Origin of the sequence: Nostoc sp., from assembly GCF_036919815.1 — a bacterium.
In the GTDB taxonomy this organism is placed as follows: domain Bacteria; phylum Cyanobacteriota; class Cyanobacteriia; order Cyanobacteriales; family Nostocaceae; genus Nostoc.
Window position 1 is genome coordinate 24,731 of sequence record NZ_JBALCE010000124.1, and the last position, 22,289, is coordinate 47,019.

Annotated in this window: 21 protein-coding genes and 1 tRNA gene; 13 read left to right on the forward strand and 9 right to left on the reverse strand. The window is 43.0% G+C overall.

What is annotated here, in order from left to right:
- Nucleotides 1-136: 136 nt before the first annotated feature.
- On the reverse strand, nt 137-1,108 hold the full coding sequence (gene argC / locus V7K15_RS28075) for an N-acetyl-gamma-glutamyl-phosphate reductase (RefSeq protein ID WP_334910999.1): 972 nt from the start codon (nt 1,106-1,108) through the stop codon (nt 137-139).
- A gap of 665 nt (nt 1,109-1,773) precedes the next feature.
- On the opposite strand from argC, the gene V7K15_RS28080 reads away from it, so the two are divergent.
- Entirely contained in the window at nt 1,774-2,937 is a 1,164-nt protein-coding gene (locus V7K15_RS28080; RefSeq protein WP_334911001.1) for a choice-of-anchor tandem repeat GloVer-containing protein, read from the forward strand.
- Nucleotides 2,938-3,067: 130 nt separating this feature from the next.
- Here the strand turns inward: V7K15_RS28080 and V7K15_RS28085 are convergent, their stop codons facing one another.
- Both V7K15_RS28085 and glpK read right to left on the reverse strand, forming a co-directional pair.
- The gene (locus V7K15_RS28085; RefSeq protein WP_334911003.1) at nt 3,068-3,670 is read right to left on the reverse strand and encodes a hypothetical protein; all 603 of its coding nucleotides are present in this window, start codon (nt 3,668-3,670) and stop codon (nt 3,068-3,070) included.
- Nucleotides 3,671-3,776: 106 nt separating this feature from the next.
- Nucleotides 3,777-5,291: a glycerol kinase GlpK gene (gene glpK, locus V7K15_RS28090; protein WP_334911005.1), complete on the reverse strand. Its 1,515-nt coding sequence runs from the start codon at nt 5,289-5,291 to the stop codon at nt 3,777-3,779.
- A 147-nt stretch (nt 5,292-5,438) separates the two neighbouring features.
- Here glpK and V7K15_RS28095 point away from each other — a divergent pair, with 147 nt between their 5' ends.
- The 3 genes from V7K15_RS28095 (at nt 5,439) to V7K15_RS28105 (ending at nt 7,263) form a co-directional block, all read left to right on the forward strand.
- Nucleotides 5,439-6,017, forward strand: a complete 579-nt coding sequence (locus tag V7K15_RS28095) for a Uma2 family endonuclease (protein ID WP_334911007.1) — start codon at nt 5,439-5,441, stop codon at nt 6,015-6,017.
- Nucleotides 6,018-6,299: 282 nt separating this feature from the next.
- Nucleotides 6,300-6,524, forward strand: coding sequence for a hypothetical protein (locus V7K15_RS28100; protein WP_334911009.1), 225 nt, complete (start codon nt 6,300-6,302; stop codon nt 6,522-6,524).
- A 388-nt stretch (nt 6,525-6,912) separates the two neighbouring features.
- Nucleotides 6,913-7,263 carry a hypothetical protein gene (locus tag V7K15_RS28105; protein ID WP_334911011.1) on the forward strand — a complete coding sequence of 117 codons (351 nt, stop codon included), beginning with the start codon at nt 6,913-6,915 and terminating at the stop codon, nt 7,261-7,263.
- A gap of 687 nt (nt 7,264-7,950) precedes the next feature.
- Here V7K15_RS28105 and V7K15_RS28110 read toward each other — a convergent pair.
- Together V7K15_RS28110 and V7K15_RS28115 are read right to left on the reverse strand one after the other, a co-directional pair.
- A tRNA-Arg gene (locus tag V7K15_RS28110) sits at nt 7,951-8,023 on the reverse strand.
- A gap of 65 nt (nt 8,024-8,088) precedes the next feature.
- Nucleotides 8,089-9,294, reverse strand: coding sequence for a murein hydrolase activator EnvC family protein (locus tag V7K15_RS28115; RefSeq protein ID WP_334911013.1), 1,206 nt, complete (start codon nt 9,292-9,294; stop codon nt 8,089-8,091).
- A gap of 315 nt (nt 9,295-9,609) precedes the next feature.
- Here V7K15_RS28115 and V7K15_RS28120 point away from each other — a divergent pair, with 315 nt between their 5' ends.
- The 3 genes from V7K15_RS28120 (at nt 9,610) to V7K15_RS28130 (ending at nt 12,472) form a co-directional block, all read left to right on the forward strand.
- The gene (locus V7K15_RS28120; RefSeq protein WP_334911015.1) at nt 9,610-10,074 is read left to right on the forward strand and encodes a MarR family winged helix-turn-helix transcriptional regulator; all 465 of its coding nucleotides are present in this window, start codon (nt 9,610-9,612) and stop codon (nt 10,072-10,074) included.
- A gap of 70 nt (nt 10,075-10,144) precedes the next feature.
- Nucleotides 10,145-11,380: a cytochrome P450 gene (locus V7K15_RS28125; RefSeq protein WP_334911017.1), complete on the forward strand. Its 1,236-nt coding sequence runs from the start codon at nt 10,145-10,147 to the stop codon at nt 11,378-11,380.
- Between the two features lie 231 nt (nt 11,381-11,611).
- On the forward strand, nt 11,612-12,472 hold the full coding sequence (locus V7K15_RS28130; protein ID WP_334911019.1) for an SDR family oxidoreductase: 861 nt from the start codon (nt 11,612-11,614) through the stop codon (nt 12,470-12,472).
- Nucleotides 12,473-12,779: 307 nt separating this feature from the next.
- On the opposite strand, the gene V7K15_RS28135 is transcribed toward V7K15_RS28130, so the two are convergent.
- Nucleotides 12,780-13,166 carry a hypothetical protein gene (locus tag V7K15_RS28135; RefSeq protein WP_334911022.1) on the reverse strand — a complete coding sequence of 129 codons (387 nt, stop codon included), beginning with the start codon at nt 13,164-13,166 and terminating at the stop codon, nt 12,780-12,782.
- A gap of 477 nt (nt 13,167-13,643) precedes the next feature.
- Between V7K15_RS28135 and V7K15_RS28140 the strand changes: the two genes are divergently transcribed.
- Nucleotides 13,644-15,548: a chloride channel protein gene (locus V7K15_RS28140; RefSeq protein WP_334911023.1), complete on the forward strand. Its 1,905-nt coding sequence runs from the start codon at nt 13,644-13,646 to the stop codon at nt 15,546-15,548.
- A 49-nt stretch (nt 15,549-15,597) separates the two neighbouring features.
- On the opposite strand, the gene V7K15_RS28145 is transcribed toward V7K15_RS28140, so the two are convergent.
- Entirely contained in the window at nt 15,598-16,011 is a 414-nt protein-coding gene (locus tag V7K15_RS28145) for an AbrB family transcriptional regulator (protein WP_334911024.1), read from the reverse strand.
- A gap of 448 nt (nt 16,012-16,459) precedes the next feature.
- Here V7K15_RS28145 and V7K15_RS28150 point away from each other — a divergent pair, with 448 nt between their 5' ends.
- The 4 genes from V7K15_RS28150 to V7K15_RS28165 all read left to right on the forward strand — a co-directional run bounded on the left by V7K15_RS28150 (nt 16,460) and on the right by V7K15_RS28165 (nt 19,099).
- Nucleotides 16,460-16,900 (forward strand): Rrf2 family transcriptional regulator, encoded by a 441-nt coding sequence (locus V7K15_RS28150; protein ID WP_334911026.1) that lies wholly within the window; start codon nt 16,460-16,462, stop codon nt 16,898-16,900.
- Nucleotides 16,901-17,081: 181 nt separating this feature from the next.
- Entirely contained in the window at nt 17,082-18,053 is a 972-nt protein-coding gene (gene cbiB / locus V7K15_RS28155; RefSeq protein ID WP_334911028.1) for an adenosylcobinamide-phosphate synthase CbiB, read from the forward strand.
- A gap of 111 nt (nt 18,054-18,164) precedes the next feature.
- The gene (gene pyrR, locus V7K15_RS28160; RefSeq protein ID WP_334911030.1) at nt 18,165-18,701 is read left to right on the forward strand and encodes a bifunctional pyr operon transcriptional regulator/uracil phosphoribosyltransferase PyrR; all 537 of its coding nucleotides are present in this window, start codon (nt 18,165-18,167) and stop codon (nt 18,699-18,701) included.
- Nucleotides 18,702-18,802: 101 nt separating this feature from the next.
- Nucleotides 18,803-19,099: a hypothetical protein gene (locus V7K15_RS28165; protein ID WP_334911032.1), complete on the forward strand. Its 297-nt coding sequence runs from the start codon at nt 18,803-18,805 to the stop codon at nt 19,097-19,099.
- Here the strand turns inward: V7K15_RS28165 and V7K15_RS28170 are convergent.
- Nucleotides 19,096-19,602, reverse strand: a complete 507-nt coding sequence (locus tag V7K15_RS28170) for a DUF1993 domain-containing protein (protein ID WP_334911034.1) — start codon at nt 19,600-19,602, stop codon at nt 19,096-19,098. The two genes, V7K15_RS28165 and V7K15_RS28170, sit on opposite strands and share 4 nt — an antisense overlap.
- 673 nt (nt 19,603-20,275) lie before the next feature.
- Here V7K15_RS28170 and V7K15_RS28175 point away from each other — a divergent pair.
- Complete coding sequence (locus V7K15_RS28175; protein WP_334911036.1) at nt 20,276-21,538, forward strand: DUF4912 domain-containing protein; 1,263 nt, start codon at nt 20,276-20,278, stop codon at nt 21,536-21,538.
- 253 nt (nt 21,539-21,791) lie between these two features.
- Here the strand turns inward: V7K15_RS28175 and V7K15_RS28180 are convergent, their stop codons facing one another.
- A complete protein-coding gene (locus V7K15_RS28180; RefSeq protein WP_334911038.1) occupies nt 21,792-22,127 on the reverse strand; it encodes a hypothetical protein in 336 nt (111 codons plus the stop codon).
- Nucleotides 22,128-22,289: the final 162 nt, after the last annotated feature.

Consider the following 22,289-nt stretch of genomic DNA (forward strand, 5'->3'; position numbering starts at 1 on the left):
TGAATATAATTTTAGTAAAAAATTACTATATCCTGACTGTATAGAATCTAAAACCCAATGACAGAAACAGCTTTTCGCTTACCGGCTAACTTGTAAAAGTCATACTCCCTTTTCCTTATTGCCTAACGCTCTTTCATCACAATCCCAAATCTTCTGGAAAACCCAGCATGATGTTTAGGTTTTGAATTGCGGCTCCCGATGCGCCTTTGTCCAAGTTGTCAAGACGAGCAACTAGCAACACTTCTTTGGTAGTATCATTGGCGAATATAAAAACCTGAACAATATTGGTGCCGTTGATTGCGATCGCATCCAGAAATATTCCGTCTCTCAGCAGAGTAGAATCTTGGAATGGAGCAACCTGCACAAATTTTTCACTTTGGTAGTAGTCAGCGATCGCTTGATAAATCACCTCACCTGATGGGGGATTATCCAAAATCCCTAGTGGTAAAGGCACCTGCACCAACATTCCCTGCTCAAAATCTCCCACTGCCGGTACGAACAGTGGCGGTGATGCTAACCCTGAATACTGATGCATTTCCTTAACGTGCTTATGCCCAAACTGCAAACCGTAGATGCCATAAGGGTAGAGCGACTCTCCCCCGGCTTGTTGTTCGTAGAAGCTATGGTATTGTCTGATCAGATTCTTTCCGCCCCCAGAGTAACCTGAGACTGCATTAACGGTAATCGGAAAATTACTCTTCAGCAGTCCCTTAGCAATCAACGGACGGATACAAGCTAAAAATCCTGTAGGATAACAGCCCGGATTGCTGACAAATTGGGCGCTGGCGATTTTCTCTCGCTGTCCTGGATTTAGTTCAGGAAAACCATATACCCAGTCTTTAGCTGTGCGATGAGCGCTACTAGCATCAAGGATCTTCACCGTATTACTACTGACTAAATTCACAGCTTCGCGGGCTGCGTCATCAGGTAGGCAGAGAATGACAACATCGACGGCATTAATTAGTTTGGCTCGCTCAGTTGCATCCCGATGTTTAGATGCCTCAATGCTAACTAACTCGATATCATCGCGTTGGTTGAGGCGTGAGAAAATCTGTAAGCCTGTGGTTCCTGATTCCCCATCAATGAAAATCTTCGGTTTAGTAGTCATGCGCTTCTTATATGTAAGTGATATTTTGACTGATTGATACTTACTTGACTTTTGGTAAATGAATTATAAAAGTCAATACCTTTGCCAAAAATAGAGGTAATCTAGCTTTGCGCTCGCAGAGGTAAAAGTTTAATTAAACTTTTTTGTGTTACTGAGAACATCTAAATTTGTGTTGCTCACGACATCTAAAAAATAATGAGTATGTTATTCTCCTGAGCGAGGTCATAAATGATCTAATTTTCAGTAATTAACTTAAGTGTGAATACAGGCATTGCGGTGTAGGCAGCCAAAGGATTTCTAAATTCTTCCTGACCAAGACTATACCAAAATTCCTGGTGAGTTCTCACTAAAAGCTAGTTGAAATAACAGATTTTATAGCTGTTTTCAATTGTCTGGAATACATATCTGTTGAAGAGTGCAAAGTCTTGCGCTCTATAACGTATTGCATCCATACAAGAATCGCTATATCCAGTCTGAGGGAGATCCATAAAAATAAATCGAAGAGCCTTATTAAAAGGAATAACTGACTACGCTCACAGGGAAACCACGTTCTGCGGAGCAGTTCCCGTTTGTGAGTGTGTCTCACGGATGGGAGAAAGGTAGGCTCTTCGATTTATTTACCGCTAAGTGCCTGAGCAAATTTTTGTAGGAGTTAAGTAAACAAAATGAATCTGTGCAAACAACGTCAAAGCAAGAATAGGGTATTGATTTTAACTTCCCTAGCTGTGTTGGCGTCTCCATTAGTATTGCCTTTGCAACAAGCCTTTGCAGGAACATTAACCACCGTTGTAAATTTCAACGGTACTAATGGAGCAGCTCCAAGTGCAGGTGTACTTCCAGGGAGCGATGGCAATCTTTATGGAACTACTTCCGCAGGTGGTTCGCAAAGTAAAGGAACAGCATTCAAATTAACTGGTGCTACTTTTAGTACTCTGACCACACTGGTTAACTTCACTGGAACCAATGGAACTAACCCAGTTGCGAGATTATTCCAGGCAAGTGATGGCAATCTTTATGGTGCGACCTTTACAGGTGGTACAAATAACTCCGGTACGTTGTTTAAATTGCAAAAAACAACTTTTACAACTCTGACAAATCTTTGGAATTTCAATGGCACTAATGGAGCCAAACCAGCAGGTCGATTGATTTCAGGTAGCGATCGCAACTTGTGGGGGATAACTTCTGCTGGTGGAGTCAACAATAAAGGAACTGTATTCAAGATTCCGCTAACAGGTGGTGTCCCCACTGTTGTAGTCAACTTCAACGGTACTAATGGAGCAACTCCATTAGCAAGGTTGCAATTAGGTAGTGACGGAAACTACTATGGCACCGCCTCAGCAGGTGGAGCAACTAATAAAGGTGTAGCATTCAAGTTAACTCCCGCAGGAGCAATAACTTCATATAGCTTTAGTGGTGCTAATGGGCAAAGTCCTCAGTCTGGATTAATTGAATCTGCTAAATTTATCTATGGCACGACTTCTCTGGGTGGAGCCAGTAATAAAGGAGCTATATTCAAGATTCCGCTCGGTGGCGGTACACCGGTTTTAGTTGCTAGCTTTAATGGCACCAATGGAGCTAACCCCACAGCTGCACTCACAAAAGGAAGTGACGGTAACTTCTATGGTACAACTTCTACAGGTGGTGTAAATAATAAAGGAGCTATCTATCGGTTGACTGGAGGAACTCTCACTTTGTTATTTAGTTTTAATGGCACGAATGGGGCAACTCCGCAGTCCACGCTAATTCAACTTGCTAATGGTGCATTTTACGGTACTGCCTCTACTGGTGGCGCTTCTGGACAAGGAACTGTGTTTAAATTTACACCATAGCCTCAAAGATGACCTACGTGGCAAATAAATAGTAGAACGTAGATTTTTCAACTTTCAGATAGTCACGCTTACTGACTATTTGAAAGTTGAAAAAGTAGGAGTTATTTTATTGATCAATTTTTGAATGAAATTAGCCTGCTTTCACCATCCATACCAAAAAGCTCAAAATTGTTTCGATAGGAGGAAGAGGATAATCTATTAAATCAATTGTGACTATTTGCCCTTCTAGTCTAAGAAATCGCCATTGGGTTCCACTGCTGACAGTACCGTAAATTGCTGTTAAGGGTTGTTCTCTTGCTTGATTGAATCGCTGTGCAGCTACCATTTCTGCAATGCATTGTCCCAATCCAGATTTTAAATCTGATTTTTTCGCTTCAACTATGACAATTGCAGGTGCTTCTACCGTTAACTGTTCAGGTGAACGGCAAAGCAAGAAGTCACATACACCGTTGAGTCCAATACTCGCATCAACGTTAAACTCTTCCCCTGAAAACACGCTAATTGATGAATTGAAGATGCGCCGCACTTCCAGCAATACAGGATTAATTATCACCTCTGAACGAGCTTTTTCTGTATCTACTGCGTTCGCCCACGCTAAATCCTCTAAAATACCTTGCAGTCTGAAACTTGGAGTAATTCGTTCAATTGAGTCTGGGAAAAAGCGGACTCCTTCCACAGTACTCAGGTGAAAATCTTGTTTGACTTTGTTAATGGTGAATTGACTGTAGGGCATGAGAAATAATTCTCCATCAATTTGCTTGTAATAGATTGTTATTTTTTCCTTCGCCTTCCCCCTTTCAGGGTAATAATTTTTGCTTCAACTCGTTTTTGATCAAGGGCTAGTCGTCCCAAGCGAGAGTGCGTTTCACTGCCTTTTGCCAAGTCGCAAAGTTGGATAATCGGTCATCGCTCCCTGGCTCAAACACACGTTCAATCTGCCGTTGTTGCACCAATGCTTCATGGCTCTCCCAAAATCCTACAGCTAAACCTGCTGCAAATGCTGCACCCTGAACGGTCATATCGCGCATTATCGGACGTTCAACTGGAATACCTAGCACATCAGCCTGAAACTGCATCAGGAAATTGTTTTCGCAAGCACCACCATCTACAGTTAATCGCCCAACTGAAGTACTGCTAGATGCATTTATCGCCTGCACCACCTCCAGAACTTGATAAGCGATCGCTTCCAACACGGCGCGAACTAGATGCTCTGGTTGTACACTGGCGGTAATGCCGAAAAAGGCTCCCCTAGCGCTCATATCCCAGTAGGGGGCACCCAGTCCACTAAATGCAGGCACAAAGTAGACTCCGCCATTATCTGTTACCTGATTTGCCATCACTTCAGTTTCAGCAGCAGTTTTAATCAGCTTCAGGCGATCGCGTAACCATTGAATACAAGCGCCACTGGTAAACATACTGCCTTCAAGAGCATAACCTACATCTAAAGTTCCCCTTGAATTCCCTTGTGTCCATGCCACCGTCGAAATCAGTTGATGCGGCGAGCGCACAATTTGATTACCTGTGTGAGCCACTAAAAAACTACCAGTACCGTAAGTAGATTTGATCATACCGGGGCGATCGCAGCCATGACCAAATAGAGCCGCTTGTTGATCTCCCAAGATGGCAGTGATCGGAATTTCAGCGCCCAACAAAGTAGCATCAGTAACTCCAAATACTCCTAAACTAGGCTGAATCTGGGGCAAAATATCAGCCGGAATTTGAAACAGATCCAGTAAAATCTCATCCCATTCACAGGTTTTGAGATTCATCAACATTGTCCGGCTGGCGTTGCTGTGGTCAGTAGCATGGACTTTCCCACCTGTGAGGTTCCACAGCACCCAGGTATCAATAGTTCCTGCCAAGACATTGTTTAGGTCAATATCAATAAAATTGTCTAATAGCCATCTGAGTTTGGTAGCAGAAAAGTAGGCATCGATAATTAATCCGGTGCGATCGTAAATTTCTTGAGCGTAGCCTTGCTGTTGTAACTGATGGCAAAGGGGAGCAGTGCGGCGATCTTGCCAGACGATCGCTCTTTGGAGTGGTTTACCAGTAGTTTTGTCCCAAATCAAACAGGTTTCACGCTGCACAGTTAGTCCCAAGGCTGCGATCGCTGATGGAGCAATCTGGGCATTCCCAATGGCGGTTTGCATCACCCAACAGGTATCTTGCCAGATTTGTTGCGGGTCATGCTCTAACCATCCAGGCTGAGGATAATACTGAGTTAGTTCTTTGTATGCCTGCCCAACAATCTTGCCGTCTGCGTTAAACACAAAGGCGCGGTTGCCTGTCGTACCTAAGTCCAGTGCTAAGATGTAACCCGATGATGGAGTTGTGTTGCCAAGTGTGTGCATAGCCGCTTTCACATGCCGCAATCGCTATTTTAGCAATATACGTCAAATCAGATATACATTAGTATTTCATCCCCTTTTATTGTGGTATACAACAAAATGGATATAGGTTTGTAGCCCAGTCAGCGAACAAAAACGGGAAATACTCCGATGACAGCACTTACATTAAACCTCAATTCTGTAATTAAACTGACCAGAGAGCAGTTTTATCAATTGTGTGAAGAAAACCCCGATTTAAAATTAGAACGCAATGCTCAGGGAGAATTAATTATAATGCCACCCACAGGAGGAGAAACAGGGAGAAGTAATGTTAATTTAATTCTTCAAGTAGCATCATGGAATGAACAAAATCAACTTGGCCAAGTTTTTGATTCATCAACTGGATTTACTTTCCCTTCAGGGGCTGATCGTTCTCCAGATGTTTCTTGGGTGGAAAAATCTCGTTGGGATGCTTTGACTAAAGAACAAAAAGAAAAATTTATTCCCCTATGTCCTGATTTTGTCATCGAGCTACTTTCACCTAATGACAGCTTGAAAAAAACTCAAAATAAGATGCAAGAGTATATCGAAAATGGCTGTCGTCTAGGTTGGTTAATAAACAGGAAAAAACAGGAAGTAGAAATTTATCGCCAAGGACAAGAAATGGAAGTTTTAGAATTACCTCAAACTCTTTCTGGGGAGAATATTTTACCTGCATTTGTACTCAATCTGCAACGAATTTGGGAGTGAAATTGGAAATTAACAATTTAACTAGGGATGAGGGGTAATTGCTAAAATTGTGATCACTCCTTGACCAGTACCGTAGTACCAAAAAACTCTAAATGCAGCAGCCAGTAGCTAAAGGCGGGCTTTTCGGCCTACCCCACAAGATTGGATAATTTATTTGTTGAAAATCACTAAGCCTAAAAAATAAAAATGTGTAGGTTGGGTTGAGGAACGTAAAATACTCTCTATGGCTAATCTTTTTTATTAAGGTGATACTGTACTATAGATAATTCAAAATAAGATAAAATGAAAATCCCTTTTGCAGATGTAAAAATTGGTGCTGATTTTACTCATAAATCGTCAGATGGAGTCAGAATAAAACTATCAAATGACACTTATAATTTTAGTATGTCAAATGCAAGAAATATACTTGAAAATCAGAAAGATTTTAATAAATTTTTTAAAGCTAGATTAGAATCTGAAACACCACTTGCAGAAACATTGGTAGACGTTAAAGAACCAATTAAATAACTCTGAAACCATAACTGTAAAAAACATCCCAAATTCTCTGGGATGTTTTTTACTTTAGTTCTTAGATTTTGCACGTAACATTAATATATTAATAATATCGTATATACCTAATATTAAAATTATTAATACATATAATACAAACAATAGTCTCCATACAAAAAATAAAGTAATACCACACATTATTAAACGAGAAAATGAGAAACGTTTAAGCATCTTAGATTAAAATTTTAAGTATCTAGAATACAGTAATATTTTAAACTTGTCGATACCTCAGTAGTTCTACTAACCAATTGAAAACTAAAAACCTATTTAAGGAAATACACTGATGGCAAATTAAACTAAAAATCAGATGATTAAAGCTTTAACTCACATTAAGGATTTATAAGTAATGTCTACGCATAACCCCAAACGACATACTATCGACTTAGATGGAACCATCATTTTACATTCTAAACACTTAAAAGAAATTGTTGAAGTTTACATAAATAAGGAAAAACGACGTTTTTACGGTATAAGAAAGGATAAAACTGTGATAGAAGATAACAGTGATTGTGGAAATGATTTTGCACAACCTGTAATGCTTTATAAAATCTACTATTGCTTTAATAATGACACTTGGGGAGTAGGATATCGAATTAAAAATAAGAAAGTAAGTAAGTGGATAGATGGTTTTCAAACAGCTAGAGAAGCTTGGTTATATAGAGAAGCATTAATTGCTGGTGATGTAGCTGAAAGATAGATAATTGTTACTTCCCGTTTACTTTTACAGCAGTACTCTATCTAGAATGAACATTCTAGATTCTCACTTATGAAAATGACATGATACTTGAAACAAAAAATAAACGCTGTATAGCTCAACCTAAGAGGAGTTATTTACTTGAGGATAGCTGCTACTAAAGCTATAGCAGATTTGCCTTACATCTTATGTTTCATAGTTGCAGTCGTTAAATAACGCATGGAAAGTAGGAATTAGACATTTTCTAACAGTATTTTTATTAATTAAGAGTCCTATTTCCTTTGGATTCTTTAGCAAGCATAAAAAGTTGGATGAAAATATACTGAAGTATGCAAGGTGTAGAGTTTTTGCATACTAAAGTACATACCTATAAATATAGATGATAGCACTCTAACACAGAGACAGCACTATTATATAAAATCAACAACATATTGATGCACAAAACATTAGAAAAGTCAAGTTTAGTATAAATTATATTAAAAATTTTCTAGCAAGTTCTTAGGAATTATCAGAGACAGGTTTTATAAATAACTTATAACCAAAAATTATATTAATAAGTCGGAGATATAATTTTTCTATATTACAGCTATGTGTTGCAATTCTGTCTCATAGGGTAGATTGGTTTTATCCCGTAAGACAAAACTGAGATAAAATGACCTCTCGATTTTGTGGTTAGTCTTCCAAAGGTAACGAGCGCGGAGGGATTTGAACCCCCGACCCACAGAACCGGAATCTGTTGCTCTATCCACTGAGCTACGCGCCCTTAATTTTCAATATTATAGCATATCTGTGATAAAATTTGCAACCTAGAAAAACTTGGTTTCTGGGTTAAAGATAATTAGCTGGGTCTACGGGTGTGCCATCTCGACGAACTTCAAAGTGGAGATGGGGACCAGTTGAGAAACCTGTAGAACCAACAGCAGCGATCGCTTGTCCGCGTTCAACTGCTTGTCCTTCGGTAACATACAATTCGCTGGTATGTCCGTACAATGTAGTCATGCCATTGCCGTGATCGATAATTAATGCTCTGCCATAACCACCATACCACCCAGCAAAAATCACTGTTCCCGAATCGGCTGCCCGAATTGTGCTACCATAGCTAGCAGCAAAATCCAACCCGGCATGAAAACGACGATAGCCGAGGATTGGGTGTATCCGCCAGCCGAAAGGACTGCTAGTAGGAGCATCGCTAGGATATGTCATTACACCAGTTCCGCGAATGATCAAACTTGTCCGGCTATTGGTTTTTGCTTGCGCCGCTTCCGTTGCTCTAGCTTCTGCTACCTTTTGTTGAATCAAGACTTCCAAATTTTTGGAATCTCTCTCTAGCTGATTTTGCGCCGCTTCCAAGGCCAGGCGATCGCTATTCAGGCGTTGAATTAATTCTGATTGTGACTGCGCCTGAGTTTGATAATCGGCTTTTTCTGCCAGCAGTTGCTCACGCATCAAGGCAACTTGATTTTTTTGCTGTTCTACTTCCGTTTTTTGTTTATTAATCAGGTTTGCTTGGGCGTTGAGTTTTACCAAAATTTGCTGGTCTGCCTGATAGACTAACTTCAACTGATAACGGCGGCTGATAAAGTCGTTAATATTTTCACTTTCGAGCAAAACTGCCCATCCAACAGATGCAGGCGATCGCTGGAGATAACGCAATCGTGCTACTGTTGCTATTTGCCGCTCCTCATAGTCACGTTCCGCTACAGCTAAATCAGTTTCTAAGTGCTTCTGGCGTTGGGTGGCAAGTTGTAATCGTGATTCGCTCTCTTGAAGATAGCTATCTGTAGTTTGCAGATTTTGCTTTAAACCAGTCAGGTGTTTTTCAGCTTCTTGTTGGAGATTTGTTAAGCGATCGCGATCGTTAACTACACCCTGATGCTGCTGATTCATTTGTTGCTGCTGTTGTCGCAGAGTATCAATAGATCCTGCGGAAGTTGCGTGGACTGGAATTAATGCTAAATAAATCCATAAAATGCAGCAAAATGCAATATATAAACAGTAATAAATCTGCTGTTTTCCGAGAAATCGCGCTCTCATAGTGCGAACCTAACTAAAACGATGTTTTCAAACACTATGAGGATTATTCCCAAAATCTGATTCACCCACTCCAACACCATGTATCAAATTGGTCTGCCAAGTTTTAACACAAAGATTCCATTTGTGTCAGCATTGAGCAGGTAGATCAGCCGATGAGATGTCTGAACGCACCTCTAAGGGACTTCCAAAAAATAAAATCAGCAGGGTGGTCTTTGACTTGGGCAGATAAGAGCAACCAATGTGGCTATTAATCTTTGACCAGCTTTATCGTACTGTTTGACCCTCAAATAATCCCGAATTGCGGGAAACAAGAACGTGCCTTTTTACCATAATAAAAAAACGCCCGCGTCGAACGCTTTAACCGATCTGATTCGCACCGTACTTCGTATGAACGCAACAGTGCAAAAATCAGGAACACGCCTCATGCGGGGTACGGGAATAACCAATGCTCGGTGGCAAACGCTGAGTGAGTTATTCGCACTTGAAAAGCGCGTCACGGTAAGCGAATTGGCGCGGCATATCGGCTTAACACGGCAAGCCGTACAACGACTCGCTGACGACATGGCAAGCGACGGTCTGGTTGAGTTCGCCGAAAATCCCGGCGATGCCCGAGCGATGCACTTGCTTCTCACCGAAGCCGGCAGGGCAACGTATCACGATGCGTTGGAGCGCGAATGGCAGTGGACAAATGCGATCGCCGAGGACTTTGACACCGAACAAATCGCTCGTGCTGTGGCACTTCTGGAAGCCATTACGCAGAAAATGCAAATCGAAGATTGACAGCATATTGTCAATATGGCAATATTGACAGCATATTGTCAATATTGCTCGTGAGAAAGCCACCCACCTCATGTCACACCCAACCGCTGCCGAACAGTTCGACCCGATCAACCCGCGATTTACCGCTGACCGATTCACGCTCCTCGCGCAGATGCGCTCCGAGGCTCCCGTGACATTCCTGCCCGCACTTCATGTTTACGCCGTGACGCGGTGGCAGGAAGTGCATGACATTTTGGGCGATTCTGTGACATTCGCGTCATCCGAGGCGTTTAGCGCGGGAGTTCATCTCGCACCCGAAGCGCTCGCCATCTATTCACTCACGTCGCCGCTCTTCGCCTACAACCTGATCAACGTGGACAAGCCGCTCCACGCGCGCTTACGTGACCCGCTCATGGCGGCGTTCTCTCCAAAGCGCACTCAGTCGCTAGCCCCGACGGTGATAGCAGATGTCGAAGACCTGCTCGATTCGATCATGGTGTCGGGCAGTCAAACTGACTTGCTCCTGACCTTGTGCAAGCCGCTTCCGCTACGAACGATCTGCCGACTACTGGGTGTTCCGCTTGCGGACGCCGAGAAGTTGAGCGACTGGTCGGATGCCCTTGTCGCGTTCCAGACACCCGGCTTACCCATCGAGGTGCAAGTCGGCGCGGCACACGGTTTGCGGGCGTTGGAAAACTACATCCGCGAAATGGTCGCTGAAAAAGCGGCGATGCCGGACGACGGTTTGATTTCCGCGTTGGTCGCCAGTCGCGCCGCCGGGGAAAATGATTTGTCAGAGGATGAGTTAGTCGCGGACATTGCTATCGTTTTCTTTGCCGGACACGAAACCACCATCAATACGATCGCCAATGCGTTCCACTCGCTTTTGAATCGGCGTGACCAATGGGAAGCCGTCGCATCGGGAACCGTGGACGTCGAAAATCTAACTGATGAACTCTTGCGCTACGACACATCGGTGATGGGTTTATACCGACGTGCCACCGTGGATACCGTTATCGGCGGCGTTCCTGTGCCGGAGGGCGCGACGCTTTGGGTGTCGTATGCTGCGGCGAACCGTGATCCTGCCCTATTCGACGCGCCGGAAACGCTCCAGTGTCCGCGTGGGAACGCCCGCCAACATTTGACGTTCGGCTACGGTGCTCACTATTGCGTCGGTCCGCTGCTCGCCCGTCTGCAATTGCGCGAGGCGGTCACTCGTGCCGCAAAGCGTTTCCCGTCCATGCATCTTGTGCCGGGTGCGATCGTGCCGGAAATCCCCCACCATGGACTTCGCGCCCCGGTCACGCTTCCGGTACTACTGAAATAAAAAGAGAATCGTGCGCTTTGCAACACTCGGCGCAAGGGTGAGAGGCGAGCCGCCGAGTGGTCGCAGAAGGGCGTGGACGTGCGTCAGGGAGACTTCAGCAACGCCGCCACGGTCACACCCGACCATGTCCTCACGTAGGCGAGAAAAGCACTCTTTCGGTATCTGAGAAGATAATGACGCCGACAATTTTAACGAAGCACAAAGCAAAATTCAAACAAAAAAGGAAAAACCATGATCTTGGTAACAGGAGCCACCGGACAGTTGGGTACAGCAGTAGTCCAAAATCTACTGGAAAAAACATCCGCCAACCAAATTGCCGCACTTGTGCGTGATGAAAGTAAAGCCTTTGCCTTGAAAGAAAAAGGGGTAGACATACGTGTAGGCAACTACGATGATACTGCTTCACTCGACAAGGCCATGCAGGGAATTGAAAGGGTTTTGCTGATAGCCGGAACGGATGAAGATAACCGCCTTCGGCAACACCAAAATGTCGTGGATGCCGCAAAAAAGGCAGGGGTTCAATGTGTCGCCTACACCAGTCGAACGTTGAAAAACAGAAACACTTTGGCAAACAAGTTGATGGAGGGTCATTTTCAGACGGAAGATTACATCAAGGAGTGTGGGTTGAACTATGCCATATTTCGCAATGTCTTGTATATGGACACCATTCCGCAGTTCGTAGGGGAAAGAGTTTTTGATACGGGTATTAACTTACCAGCCGATCAGGGAAGAGTCCCCTTTGCCCTTAGAAGCGAAATGGGAGAAGCCATTGCGAATGCACTGTTAGAGAGCGGTTGCGGTAACCAAATCTACAAACTCACAGGAAGTGAGTCCTATTCCTTTGAGAATGTCGCAGTTACCTTAACTGACTTATCAGGCAAAGAGATAGATTATACACCTACTGAGAAATCAGCATTTGAGGCGCAAATGAAAGAACGCGGCGTCCCCGAAACTATAATTGAGAGGGTCACAGGTTTTCTAACCGACATTAAAAACGGGCAGGAAGAAGAAGTAAGCCCCGATCTGGAGAATCTTCTTGGGCGAAAGCCTGCATCACTTCGAGAGGGGTTAAAAGCTCTTTTCAATTTATAGGGAGATCCCGCACCATGTCCTTCTCCCCCCTTAAATATTCATGATTTGCTTTACACTCTGTAGCAATTTTCAGGTGCATAACAATAATTAGTATTGATTATTTTTACAGCCTCAACCTTTTAGAAAAATTGATGACAATTAGGATACTCCACCGAATAAGTTGAGTGTTGCACTAGGACGGGTCTTTAAGGGGATACAAGCTAAAACCGTGTCCTATTTGGGGTAATAAGACACGGTTTTGCAGGAGTATTTACTTATAAAATTACAAAAATCAAAGTAATATTTGATTTATAGCAAAGTAATCCATTTACTGAAATTTGTTTCCTGGTTCATCAACTTTCTCTGTTGTGGGAAAGATTTGGGGACCGTTATTTGTCCTTTCCTGAGTTAGGGCGATCGCACTAAAGAAAATAGCACTTCCTACAGCCAGAGCGATCATCGGACGTTTTAGCAAGACAAAATCTCTGATAATCCTCGCTAACGGTCGGCTTTGACGACGTAGCGACGAAGAAATCATCAATTGTCTCCAAGTAAACGGATCGCGCACATAATGACCGCTTTGGCAAACTACTAGCCGTTCCTGACAATAGGGACAGCAAAATAAGCCCATCCGCGTTTTAATTGGTTTGGGCGTACCATTTCTTTGGCAAATTGGGCAAGTAACATAATGATTATCAAAGGTGTGTATATTCATTTACCTCGTCCGCCTAGTCCATTTACTCGCTCTATAATCAATAGCTATATTGAATTGGGATCAACACTTAGCAGACTTCCAAGCATGGTCTGAAATCAAGCATAAATCATACATATATTGTATTACTACCAAGGCTCGCTCAATGGTCGCAACACGAGTATAGCTAGATTTAGGCAAGGATGACTCCCAAGTTTTTGTTTACGGGTGCGTCCACCCAGCCCCCAAAAAACTCTGTTGTCTTTAGAAAGAAATAGCGATCGTGGCCACTCGCACTCCATTAGCCCTCGTTGACCCTTAAATAATAATTGTCTCCCATTTAACCATTGTTCCCACAAAAATTTTGCACAATGACATTTTTTACTAAAGCTTTATAAATCAAGCAAATAAAGTCTACTTGTCCGGTTGCTAAATAATGGCTCACAATGATAAGTAACAGATAAAAATTTAAATTTTTTCTTACATTTACCCCGCCTCTGAATGACTCTCTTGCCTCCCACTCAACTGAGGAAGGTAACGGAACAACCTGACTTTCCTACACCTTCCGCTCCTTTAGCTCACTTAATTAATCGTTTTCAACCATCCCCAGAAACAGTTGTCCTGTTTTTAGCCATGCTCATTGGCGGTGGTACTGGTATGGGTGTAGTCACTTTTCACTATTTAATCCAGATGATTCACCAGCTGATGCTGGAAAATTTAATGGGTCAAATCGGCGTCTGGGGTGCATGGACTTTAGCTTGCGTTCCCACCCTTGGCGGCTTAATCGTTGGCTTAATGCGCTGGCGCACTCAAGATTTTGGCCCTGGACTTTCATCTCTGATTGCCGCCTCCCAAGGAACAGAGATTAGGCGACCACTACGACCAGTTACCAGAATGCTAGCCGCAGCTGTTTCTTTGGGGAGCGGTGCTTCTTTGGGGCCAGAGGGCCCGAGTGTAGAAATTGGCGCAAATTTTGGGATGTTGTTGTCTGTGATCCTGAATGTATCTCAAGAACGACAACGTTTGCTCTTAGGTGCTGGCGCGGCGGCTGGACTTGCTGCTGGATTTAATGCTCCCATCGCTGGAGTATTTTTTGCCCTTGAGGTGGTGATGGGAGCTACATCTTTCGCTACTTCTGCGGTGAGTGTGGTGCTGCTAGCGGCGGTGGTAGCAGCATTAATTGCCCAAATTGGTTTGGGGGCGCAACCTGCTTTTGATTTACCTGTTTACCAAGTCCGCAGTCCTTTGGAATTACCCCTTTACCTTGGCTTGGGTTTAGGGGCCAGCCTAGTTTCTCTGGCTTATACTCAATCAATTCGTTTGGCAAAAGCCTGCTTTGCTGGGAAGGTTCCAGGTTTTGCCTTTTTGGGACGAATTCCTGAGCCGATTCATCCAATCATTGGCGGTGTGATTATTGGCGCAGTTGCTTTGCACTTCCCGCAAATTCTGGGCGTCGGTTATGAAACTGTGGAAGAAATGCTTCAGGATGTGGAGTTTCCCCTCTACCTGTTGGTGGTGCTGTTGGTAGTGAAGTTATTGATGACTGCAATTAGTGCGGGTAGTGGTTTCATTGGCGGTTTGTTTGCACCAGCAATGTTTTTAGGCGCTTCTTTTGGATCAGTTTACGCCAAAATGTTGGCTGTGGTATTCCCGGCAATTTGCGATCAGATGGCGGCTCCTCCAGCTTACGCAATGGTAGGAATGGCAGCAGTGCTGGCTGCTAGTGTCAGAGCGCCGTTAACCGCTATTTTAATGCTGTTTGAATTAACCCGCGACTATCGGATTGTTTTACCGTTGATGGCAGCTGTGGGTTTGAGTGTTTGGCTAGTGGAAAGGATTAAACCAACTTTTAACTCTAACTCTAATCTACAACAAATTGGTCTTTCGGAATTGAAAGATGAACAAGCGGAAATTGTGCAGCAAATTTTGGTAGAAGATGCTATGTACCCTTGTCCAAAAAAGCTCCCTGCAACCCTTGGGGTGTTAGATGCAGCTGTGGAAATGACCCGCGATCGCGTCCACAGTGCTTTAGTAATTGATGAAGCAGAGCAATTAGTTGGTATACTTTCTCTGGAAGATATTAACCGTGCCCTTGCTCTTTGGCAAACTTACCCAAATTCCCTAACTGAAATTCCAGATAATTTATCGAGTCAAACCCTGATAGATATTTGTACTACTGAAATCCTCTATGCATGGCAGGATGAACTATTATCTGAGGCTTTAGACCGGATGAATCTTCGAGGTTTGCATCAATTACCAGTGGTAGCACGAGACAAACCCGATCGCATTTTGGGTTTACTAGAAAAAGAGCAAATTGCATTCACCTGCAATTTAGCAGTTACACGCAAGGCGCTTCGCCACTATTTACCAGTCTTACCCACCACAGATATAGTCATTAGTCATTAGTCATTGGTTTTCACAAAGGACAAATGACAATTGACTAATGACTAATTTATTAAGCCGTGGCTTCTATGGCTTCATCATCTTCCCGATTTTCTGGATCTACCTGTCTCAGACGAATGTGCTTTTTGCCTAAAGTGATCAGAAACTCATCTCCTGGCTTAAGATTCATCTGTTTTGTGTAAGCTGAACCTATAAGTAAGTTATTATTCGATTGCACACTAATTCTATAACTGGCACTACGTCCACCACGCCCATTTGAACTGGGTGTACTGTCCAACTGAATGCCTTCGGCATCAATTAGGGCATTTAAGAACTTCATCATATTTACGCGCTCTATACCGTTTTTGGTAATGGTATAGTAGCCGCACTTTTTGGCTTTGTCTTCCTTGCTCTCACTCTCTAGCTCTTTGACTTTTTTGAGCAGTTCATCACCGAGTAGGGGTTCAATTTTTTTCAGTTTAGGCATCAACTTAGGTCGAAAACGAATGTTTGAACTGTTTGAATCGATTTTATTTTAGCTGAGGTTGAGCTAATAGGAACATAATCCTTTAGTTTTTATCTCAACCTAGCCAAGTATATTACACTCATCGGCACAATTGTTATCTGATTAACAATATTTCCACGACAATCTATTTTAGAGAATGCTGGCAATGCTGATAACTATATATATACTTTGTGAATCACTGCTAGACTATAACAAGTTTTAAGTTTTCTAAACTAACGCTCAAAAGGTTGTCTAGTTGCTGAGGATGATAACTAAGTCACAGAATGATAAGCAAAACTGATTCTTAGTCATTGGTCATTGGTGATTAGTCACTTGTACTGAGCGTTGTCGTTGGTGTAGCCTCTCGTAGAGAAGTATTGGTCATTTACAAAGGAAAGAGGACAACAGACAAACAACAAAGCTTGCCAAAATGAAACTAACGACTAGAGGACACTATAGTGTGAAGGCGTTGCTAGATTTAAGTTTACAGCCCAAATATGGGCCTGTATCTGTGAAAGCGATCGCCAAACGCCAAGATATCCCAGCTCCTTACCTCGAAAAACTACTAATAGAAATGCGTCGTGCGTCTTTAGTGAAATCAATTCGTGGTAGCATCGGCGGATACCAATTGGCCAGAGAGCCTGCACAAATATCTATAGGACAAATTTTAGAAGCAGTTGGCGACACTAGCCATTTACCCCATCACACCCCAGCGCCGGCACAAGCTGAAGATTGGGTAACATTTAGCCTCTGGCAGAGACTCAACCAAAAGCTCAAAGAAGCTTTGTACAGTATTACTCTGGCAGACCTTTATTACGATGCTCGTAGCTGGCAAGCTTCCCTTGGGGAAGAGGCTAGTTTTGTGGTTTAGTCAAGAGTCAATCCATTTTGGATTTTGGATTTGTTTCACCCACAAGGGGCGAAAGCCGGTAGCAGGACGTTAGTCCTACTAGAACCAAAAAAAATCTCAAATCGGGAATCAAAAATCTAAAATTGGCACGGTCAATATTTGGACTATTGACCATTGACTTTTGACCCTTGACTGGTGACTTATGATTAATAGCATCTATATTTTAATAATTGCTGCACTTTTAGATTACTTAATTGGCGATCCTTGGGATTGGACTCATCCAGTGCAAGTTATGGGGTGGGTAATTTCTCATCTGACCAAATTTTCTCTCCACTTGTGTCAAAATTCTCTAACACAACGCCTAGCTGGAATAGTATTAGGGATTATCCTAATAATTGGTAGCGGTATTGTTGGCTTTTGGATGATTCAAAGTGCCCGATGGGTTCATCCGTTGTTGGGAATTGCAATAGATAGCATTCTTTTGGCTAGTTGTTTTGCTGGCAGAAGTTTGCGAGTAGCAGCTGTGGCTGTTTTACAACCTTTAACAGCAGGAAATTTGGGTGAGGCTCGTAATATCTTAAGTAATTATGTTGGTCGAGATACCCAAAACCTCTCACAAGCAGAAATTTCACGAGCCGTTTTAGAAACAGTCGCAGAAAATGCCACTGATGGGGTAATGGCTCCGCTTTTTTATGCAATTGTTGGTGTCTTTGTGCCATTTGTGGGGCCAAGTCCCTTGGCTTTAGCATACAAAGCCAGCAGTACCCTTGATTCAATGGTGGGCTATCGGGAAGCACCCTATACTTATTTGGGATGGTTCTGTGCGCGGTTGGAAGATTGTTTAACTTGGCTACCTTGTCGGTTAACAGTTGTGACTCTGGCGCTGTTATCGGGTAAACCGATGCACCTTTGGCGAATTTGTCGTCGGGATGCGATTAACGATCCTAGTCCCAATTCTGGCTGGAGTGAGTGCGCCTATGCTGCTTTTTTGGGTGTGCAGATGGGGGGTACAAATTGGTATCGCGGGGTAGCTAAGTACAAACCACTGCTAGGAGATGCTATTTATCCGATTACTGCAACTTCTATTCAGAATGCTTTGCAACTGACTCGATATTGTTTTTTGCTATGGTTAGGGATAGCGATCGCTATATTTTTAATACTTCCAAACAGATAATGATAAATATAAAGAGACGCGATTAATCGCGTCTCTACAGGAGTTAAGAATAAAAACTTCTAATTTTTAACTCATCACTCTTAACTCATCACTCCTAACTTATCACTCCCTATGTCTGCCAAAGTAGTTGAAATTCTCTCATCGGAAGAAATCCGTCGTACCTTGACTCGCCTTGCCTCTCAAATTGTGGAAAGGACGCGTGATTTGTCTCAACTTGTGCTTATTGGGATTTATACTAGGGGTGTTTTATTAGCCGAATTGTTGGCGCGTCAGATTGAGACGTTGGAAGGTGTAGCGGTGTCAGTCGGCGCTTTGGACATTACTTTTTATCGAGATGACCTCGACAAAATTGGATTGCGAACTCCAACGAAAAGCGAAATTCCTTTTGACCTGACGGGGAAAACGGTTGTACTCGTAGATGATGTGATTTTCAAAGGACGGACGATTCGCGCTGCTTTGAATGCAGTCAACGATTACGGTAGACCAGAGGTGATTCGTTTAGCTGTGTTAGTAGATAGGGGTCATCGAGAATTACCAATTCACCCAGATTTTATTGGCAAACAGTTACCTACTGCTAAAGAAGAAATTGTCAAAGTTTACTTACAAAATTCCGATGGACGAGATGGAGTGGAGTTGATTAGTCATTAGTCATTTGTCATTTGTCATTATGTCATTTGGAGTTGGGAGGCTGAACTATAGCGCTTCTGGTTTGGGTTTCAAGTTCTGAACACGAACTTCCGAGTTCAAAGGTGGGAGTTCCGAGTTCAGAGGTCAAACTTCCGAGTTCAAAGGTGGAAGTTCCGAGTTCAGAGGTCGGAGTTCCGAGTTCAGAGGTGGAAGTTCCGAGTTCAAAGGTGGAAGTTCCGAGTTCAGAGGTCGGAGTTCCGAGTTCAGAGGTCGGAGTTCCGAGTTCTCTACTCAACAAACTTAACTACGATCGCTACACTAATAATAGGAATTATCGGGCGATGCAACGATTTAGCCGCTATACGCTCACCCGATATGGAGAATGGAAATCAGTTCGCTTTTATATTGCGGAGCGTTAAGGCTTGCCTAAGAAGTCTTTTTTGCCAAGCTCTACACCGCAGTGTCTGAGAATGTCATAGGTTGTTGTGATATGGAAATAAACGTTTGGCAAAACAAAATATAGGAGAAATGGCATTCCTTCAAAAGATAGGCTCTTGTCACCCTGCGTAATGGTAATTGTTTTATCTTCCGAACCATCTATTTGTTCGGGTTTAAATGTCTCTAAATAAGAGATAGTTTTCTGAACGCGGTCAATAAGTTCAGGCAATGTAGTTTCATTATCCTCAAACTTGGGTGCTTCTGCCCCTGCTAATTGTGCAGCACCTCTCTTTGCGATGTCAGAGGCAATTTGTACTTGTCTTGACAATGGAAACATATCTGGGAATAGACGACTATTGAGCAACACATGCTGATCTATTTTTTTCGTTTCTGTATATGTAGCACCTTTTTCAAGAATACCTATAAGGCTATTTAGTGTATGAATAAACACTGGTACTGAAGCTTGATACATTGAAATGATCATTGATATTTCTCCAGAAAAAGTTCAATCTTTGTATAGTTGGGGTCTTGTCGAGATAAGTGGTGCGATTCGCTCAGTCTAAATCTATCGCATCAGATAAACGCTACACATAAACGCGCGATCGTCATGAAGATCGCTCTTTGCGATACTCTCAAAACTGTGCAAGGTGTTGAAGAAACTGAACAAGAATAAGTGCAACGCCTACCACCACAACTTACATTCAACACTAATAACTTGTTTTTTGCCCCAAAATCTTGTGGATTATGGTTTTTGGCTAACCCACAGCTTAATGTGATGAAAATTTGACATTATGGCGATCGCTCAACATCCAACTAGCTAGCAATGTTATGAAATCATGACAATCTGATCCCAGAAAGCCTGATAAATTCGTGAAACAGGCAAAAAACCTACCTATTACCCCTTGATCCCTAGATATGCTTAGTGGTTAATATTGATTTAAGAAATAGAACTTCTCCGATCCCAAAGAAATGCTGATTTTGGCATAATTAGGAATTGAAAGAAAGTTACCTCAATTTAAAAACAGACTAAAAAACTTAAAAACTGGCCAAAACCAGGAGTCAGGAATAAGAAATTCATCTGGAGTGGATGAGATTTTATATAGCATTCTTTAACCAGGGGAAATCATTTACCACTTAAACTACTGGAGGCCAAATTAATGGCAAAAGAACGCCCGCCACTAGAGGAGATGACCTTACGCCAACTACGTAAAGTTGCTAGCGAATATAGCATCTCTCGCTATAGCCGAATGCGTAAATCACAACTGCTGGCATCAATACAAGAAGTCCAGCGCACCAAACTTTCACTCAGTCCATCTCGTTCATTGGAGGCACAGGAAACCGTGGAAGCTGCAAAGTTTGAATTAGGTCAGGAAGATCGTACTGGTGGATCTTTGGCTGATGTTGATGAAGGACTCGCAGATTTGCCATCTGGGTATGGTGAGAGCCGGATTGTACTCTTACCGCGCGATCCTCAGTGGGCTTACACTTACTGGGATATTCCCAATGAACATAAACAGGAACTACGCCGACAAGGGGGACAACAACTGGCATTACGGATTTATGATGTCAGCGATATCAATATCGAATACCAAAGCCCCCACAGCATTCAAGAATATCCGGCTGATGAACTAGCTAGAGAATGGTATATACCAGTTCCAGTTAGCGATCGGGATTATGTGATCGATATCGGCTATCGTGCTGCTGATGGCCGCTGGTTGGTACTTGCTCGTTCTGCTAGAGTACACATTCCTCCCGTCTATCCTTCTGATTGGATTGAGGATGTCTTCGTCACTGTAAATTTTGAAGAAGATTTGCGTGGCAAGACTCAATACGAACTAGTTCCCCCTGCTAAGAAGATCGCAGTTACCGCCAATGGTAATGCTGGTAATGCTGTTGTGAATGGCAACGGCAACCCCATCTACGACGAAATATTTGGTTTAGCGGAATCTACCGAAGCACAACGGGTTGCTGGTTCTATCTTCGGCTCCCAGCAAGCTTTGGCACGTCCTGAACAAACCATTAGCTCCTACATTTTCCCATCTGGTGTGGGTATGTGGGCAGCTCCCACGGTGTCTGGTTTAACCGCTTCCGGTGCAGGAATGTCAGGTGTTGGCTTCTCAGCTTCCGCCGTACCAGTGCGTCCGCGCCAGTTCTGGTTAATTGCCGATGCTGAATTGATAGTCTACGGTGCAACCGAACCTGATGCTACCGTAACTATTGGCGGCCGTCCAATTAAGCTAAATCCAGATGGAACATTCCGCTTCCAGATGTCCTTCCAAGATGGTTTAATTGACTATCCAATTTTGGCTGTAGCTGCTGATGGTGAGCAAACCCGGTCAATTCAGATGAAATTCAATCGTGAGACACCATCCCGAAATACTAACACCAAAGAAGAAGCTGTTTTAGAATGGTTCCCTTAAGTTTTGGATCTGAGATTAAGTAGGTAGGCAAGATAAAACCAATATATGTTTAGTTTTGTGAAAAGGCTGAAATAACGAATTTGTAAGGTATCTGCCGAATTTACATTTCGTTACATACTTGGAAATTTCCTCGCCCACTTACTTAACTCCAGACTAAAATTTTAATTTATTCCCCGCTATAGTAATCCTATAGCGGTTTTTTTGGCATTATTATGTATACAAAAAAATTATTAGTTGAGTGCAGATGCGATATCTACGACAAGGCTTTCGCCAACGCATCCCCAAGTTTACGTAATGTTCTCTCTCGTGCAAAATCAGCCGCCGCCCGTGCCGACTCTGCCAGAATTGTGTCAGTGTTTGGCGTTAGCTTCAAAGCTCCACCTAAATAACCCAGTGCTTTAAGATAACAATCAGATAAATTGGTCGAGGCTAACCGCTTTACAGTTTGGTAATCGCCATTTTTAAAGGCAGATAAAGCCTTGGCGTGTAAATCATTTCCGGGTTCGGGAACATCCAAAACATTGAGGATTGCTTCAATAGCTTTATTTACCTGTTCTAGTGTCAGTTCTTGTTGTACAGCTTGCACCATTGTTTTTACTCCTAAGATTCAGGTTTCAAAATTTTCAGATTAAACCTCATCTAAGTTGAGAACCGTAGTTTTCGCCCTCACCCTAAATCCCTCTCCCAGATATGGGAGAGGGACTTTGAAATTGTGACTCCCCTTCTTCCAGATTTGGGAGAAGGGGTTGGG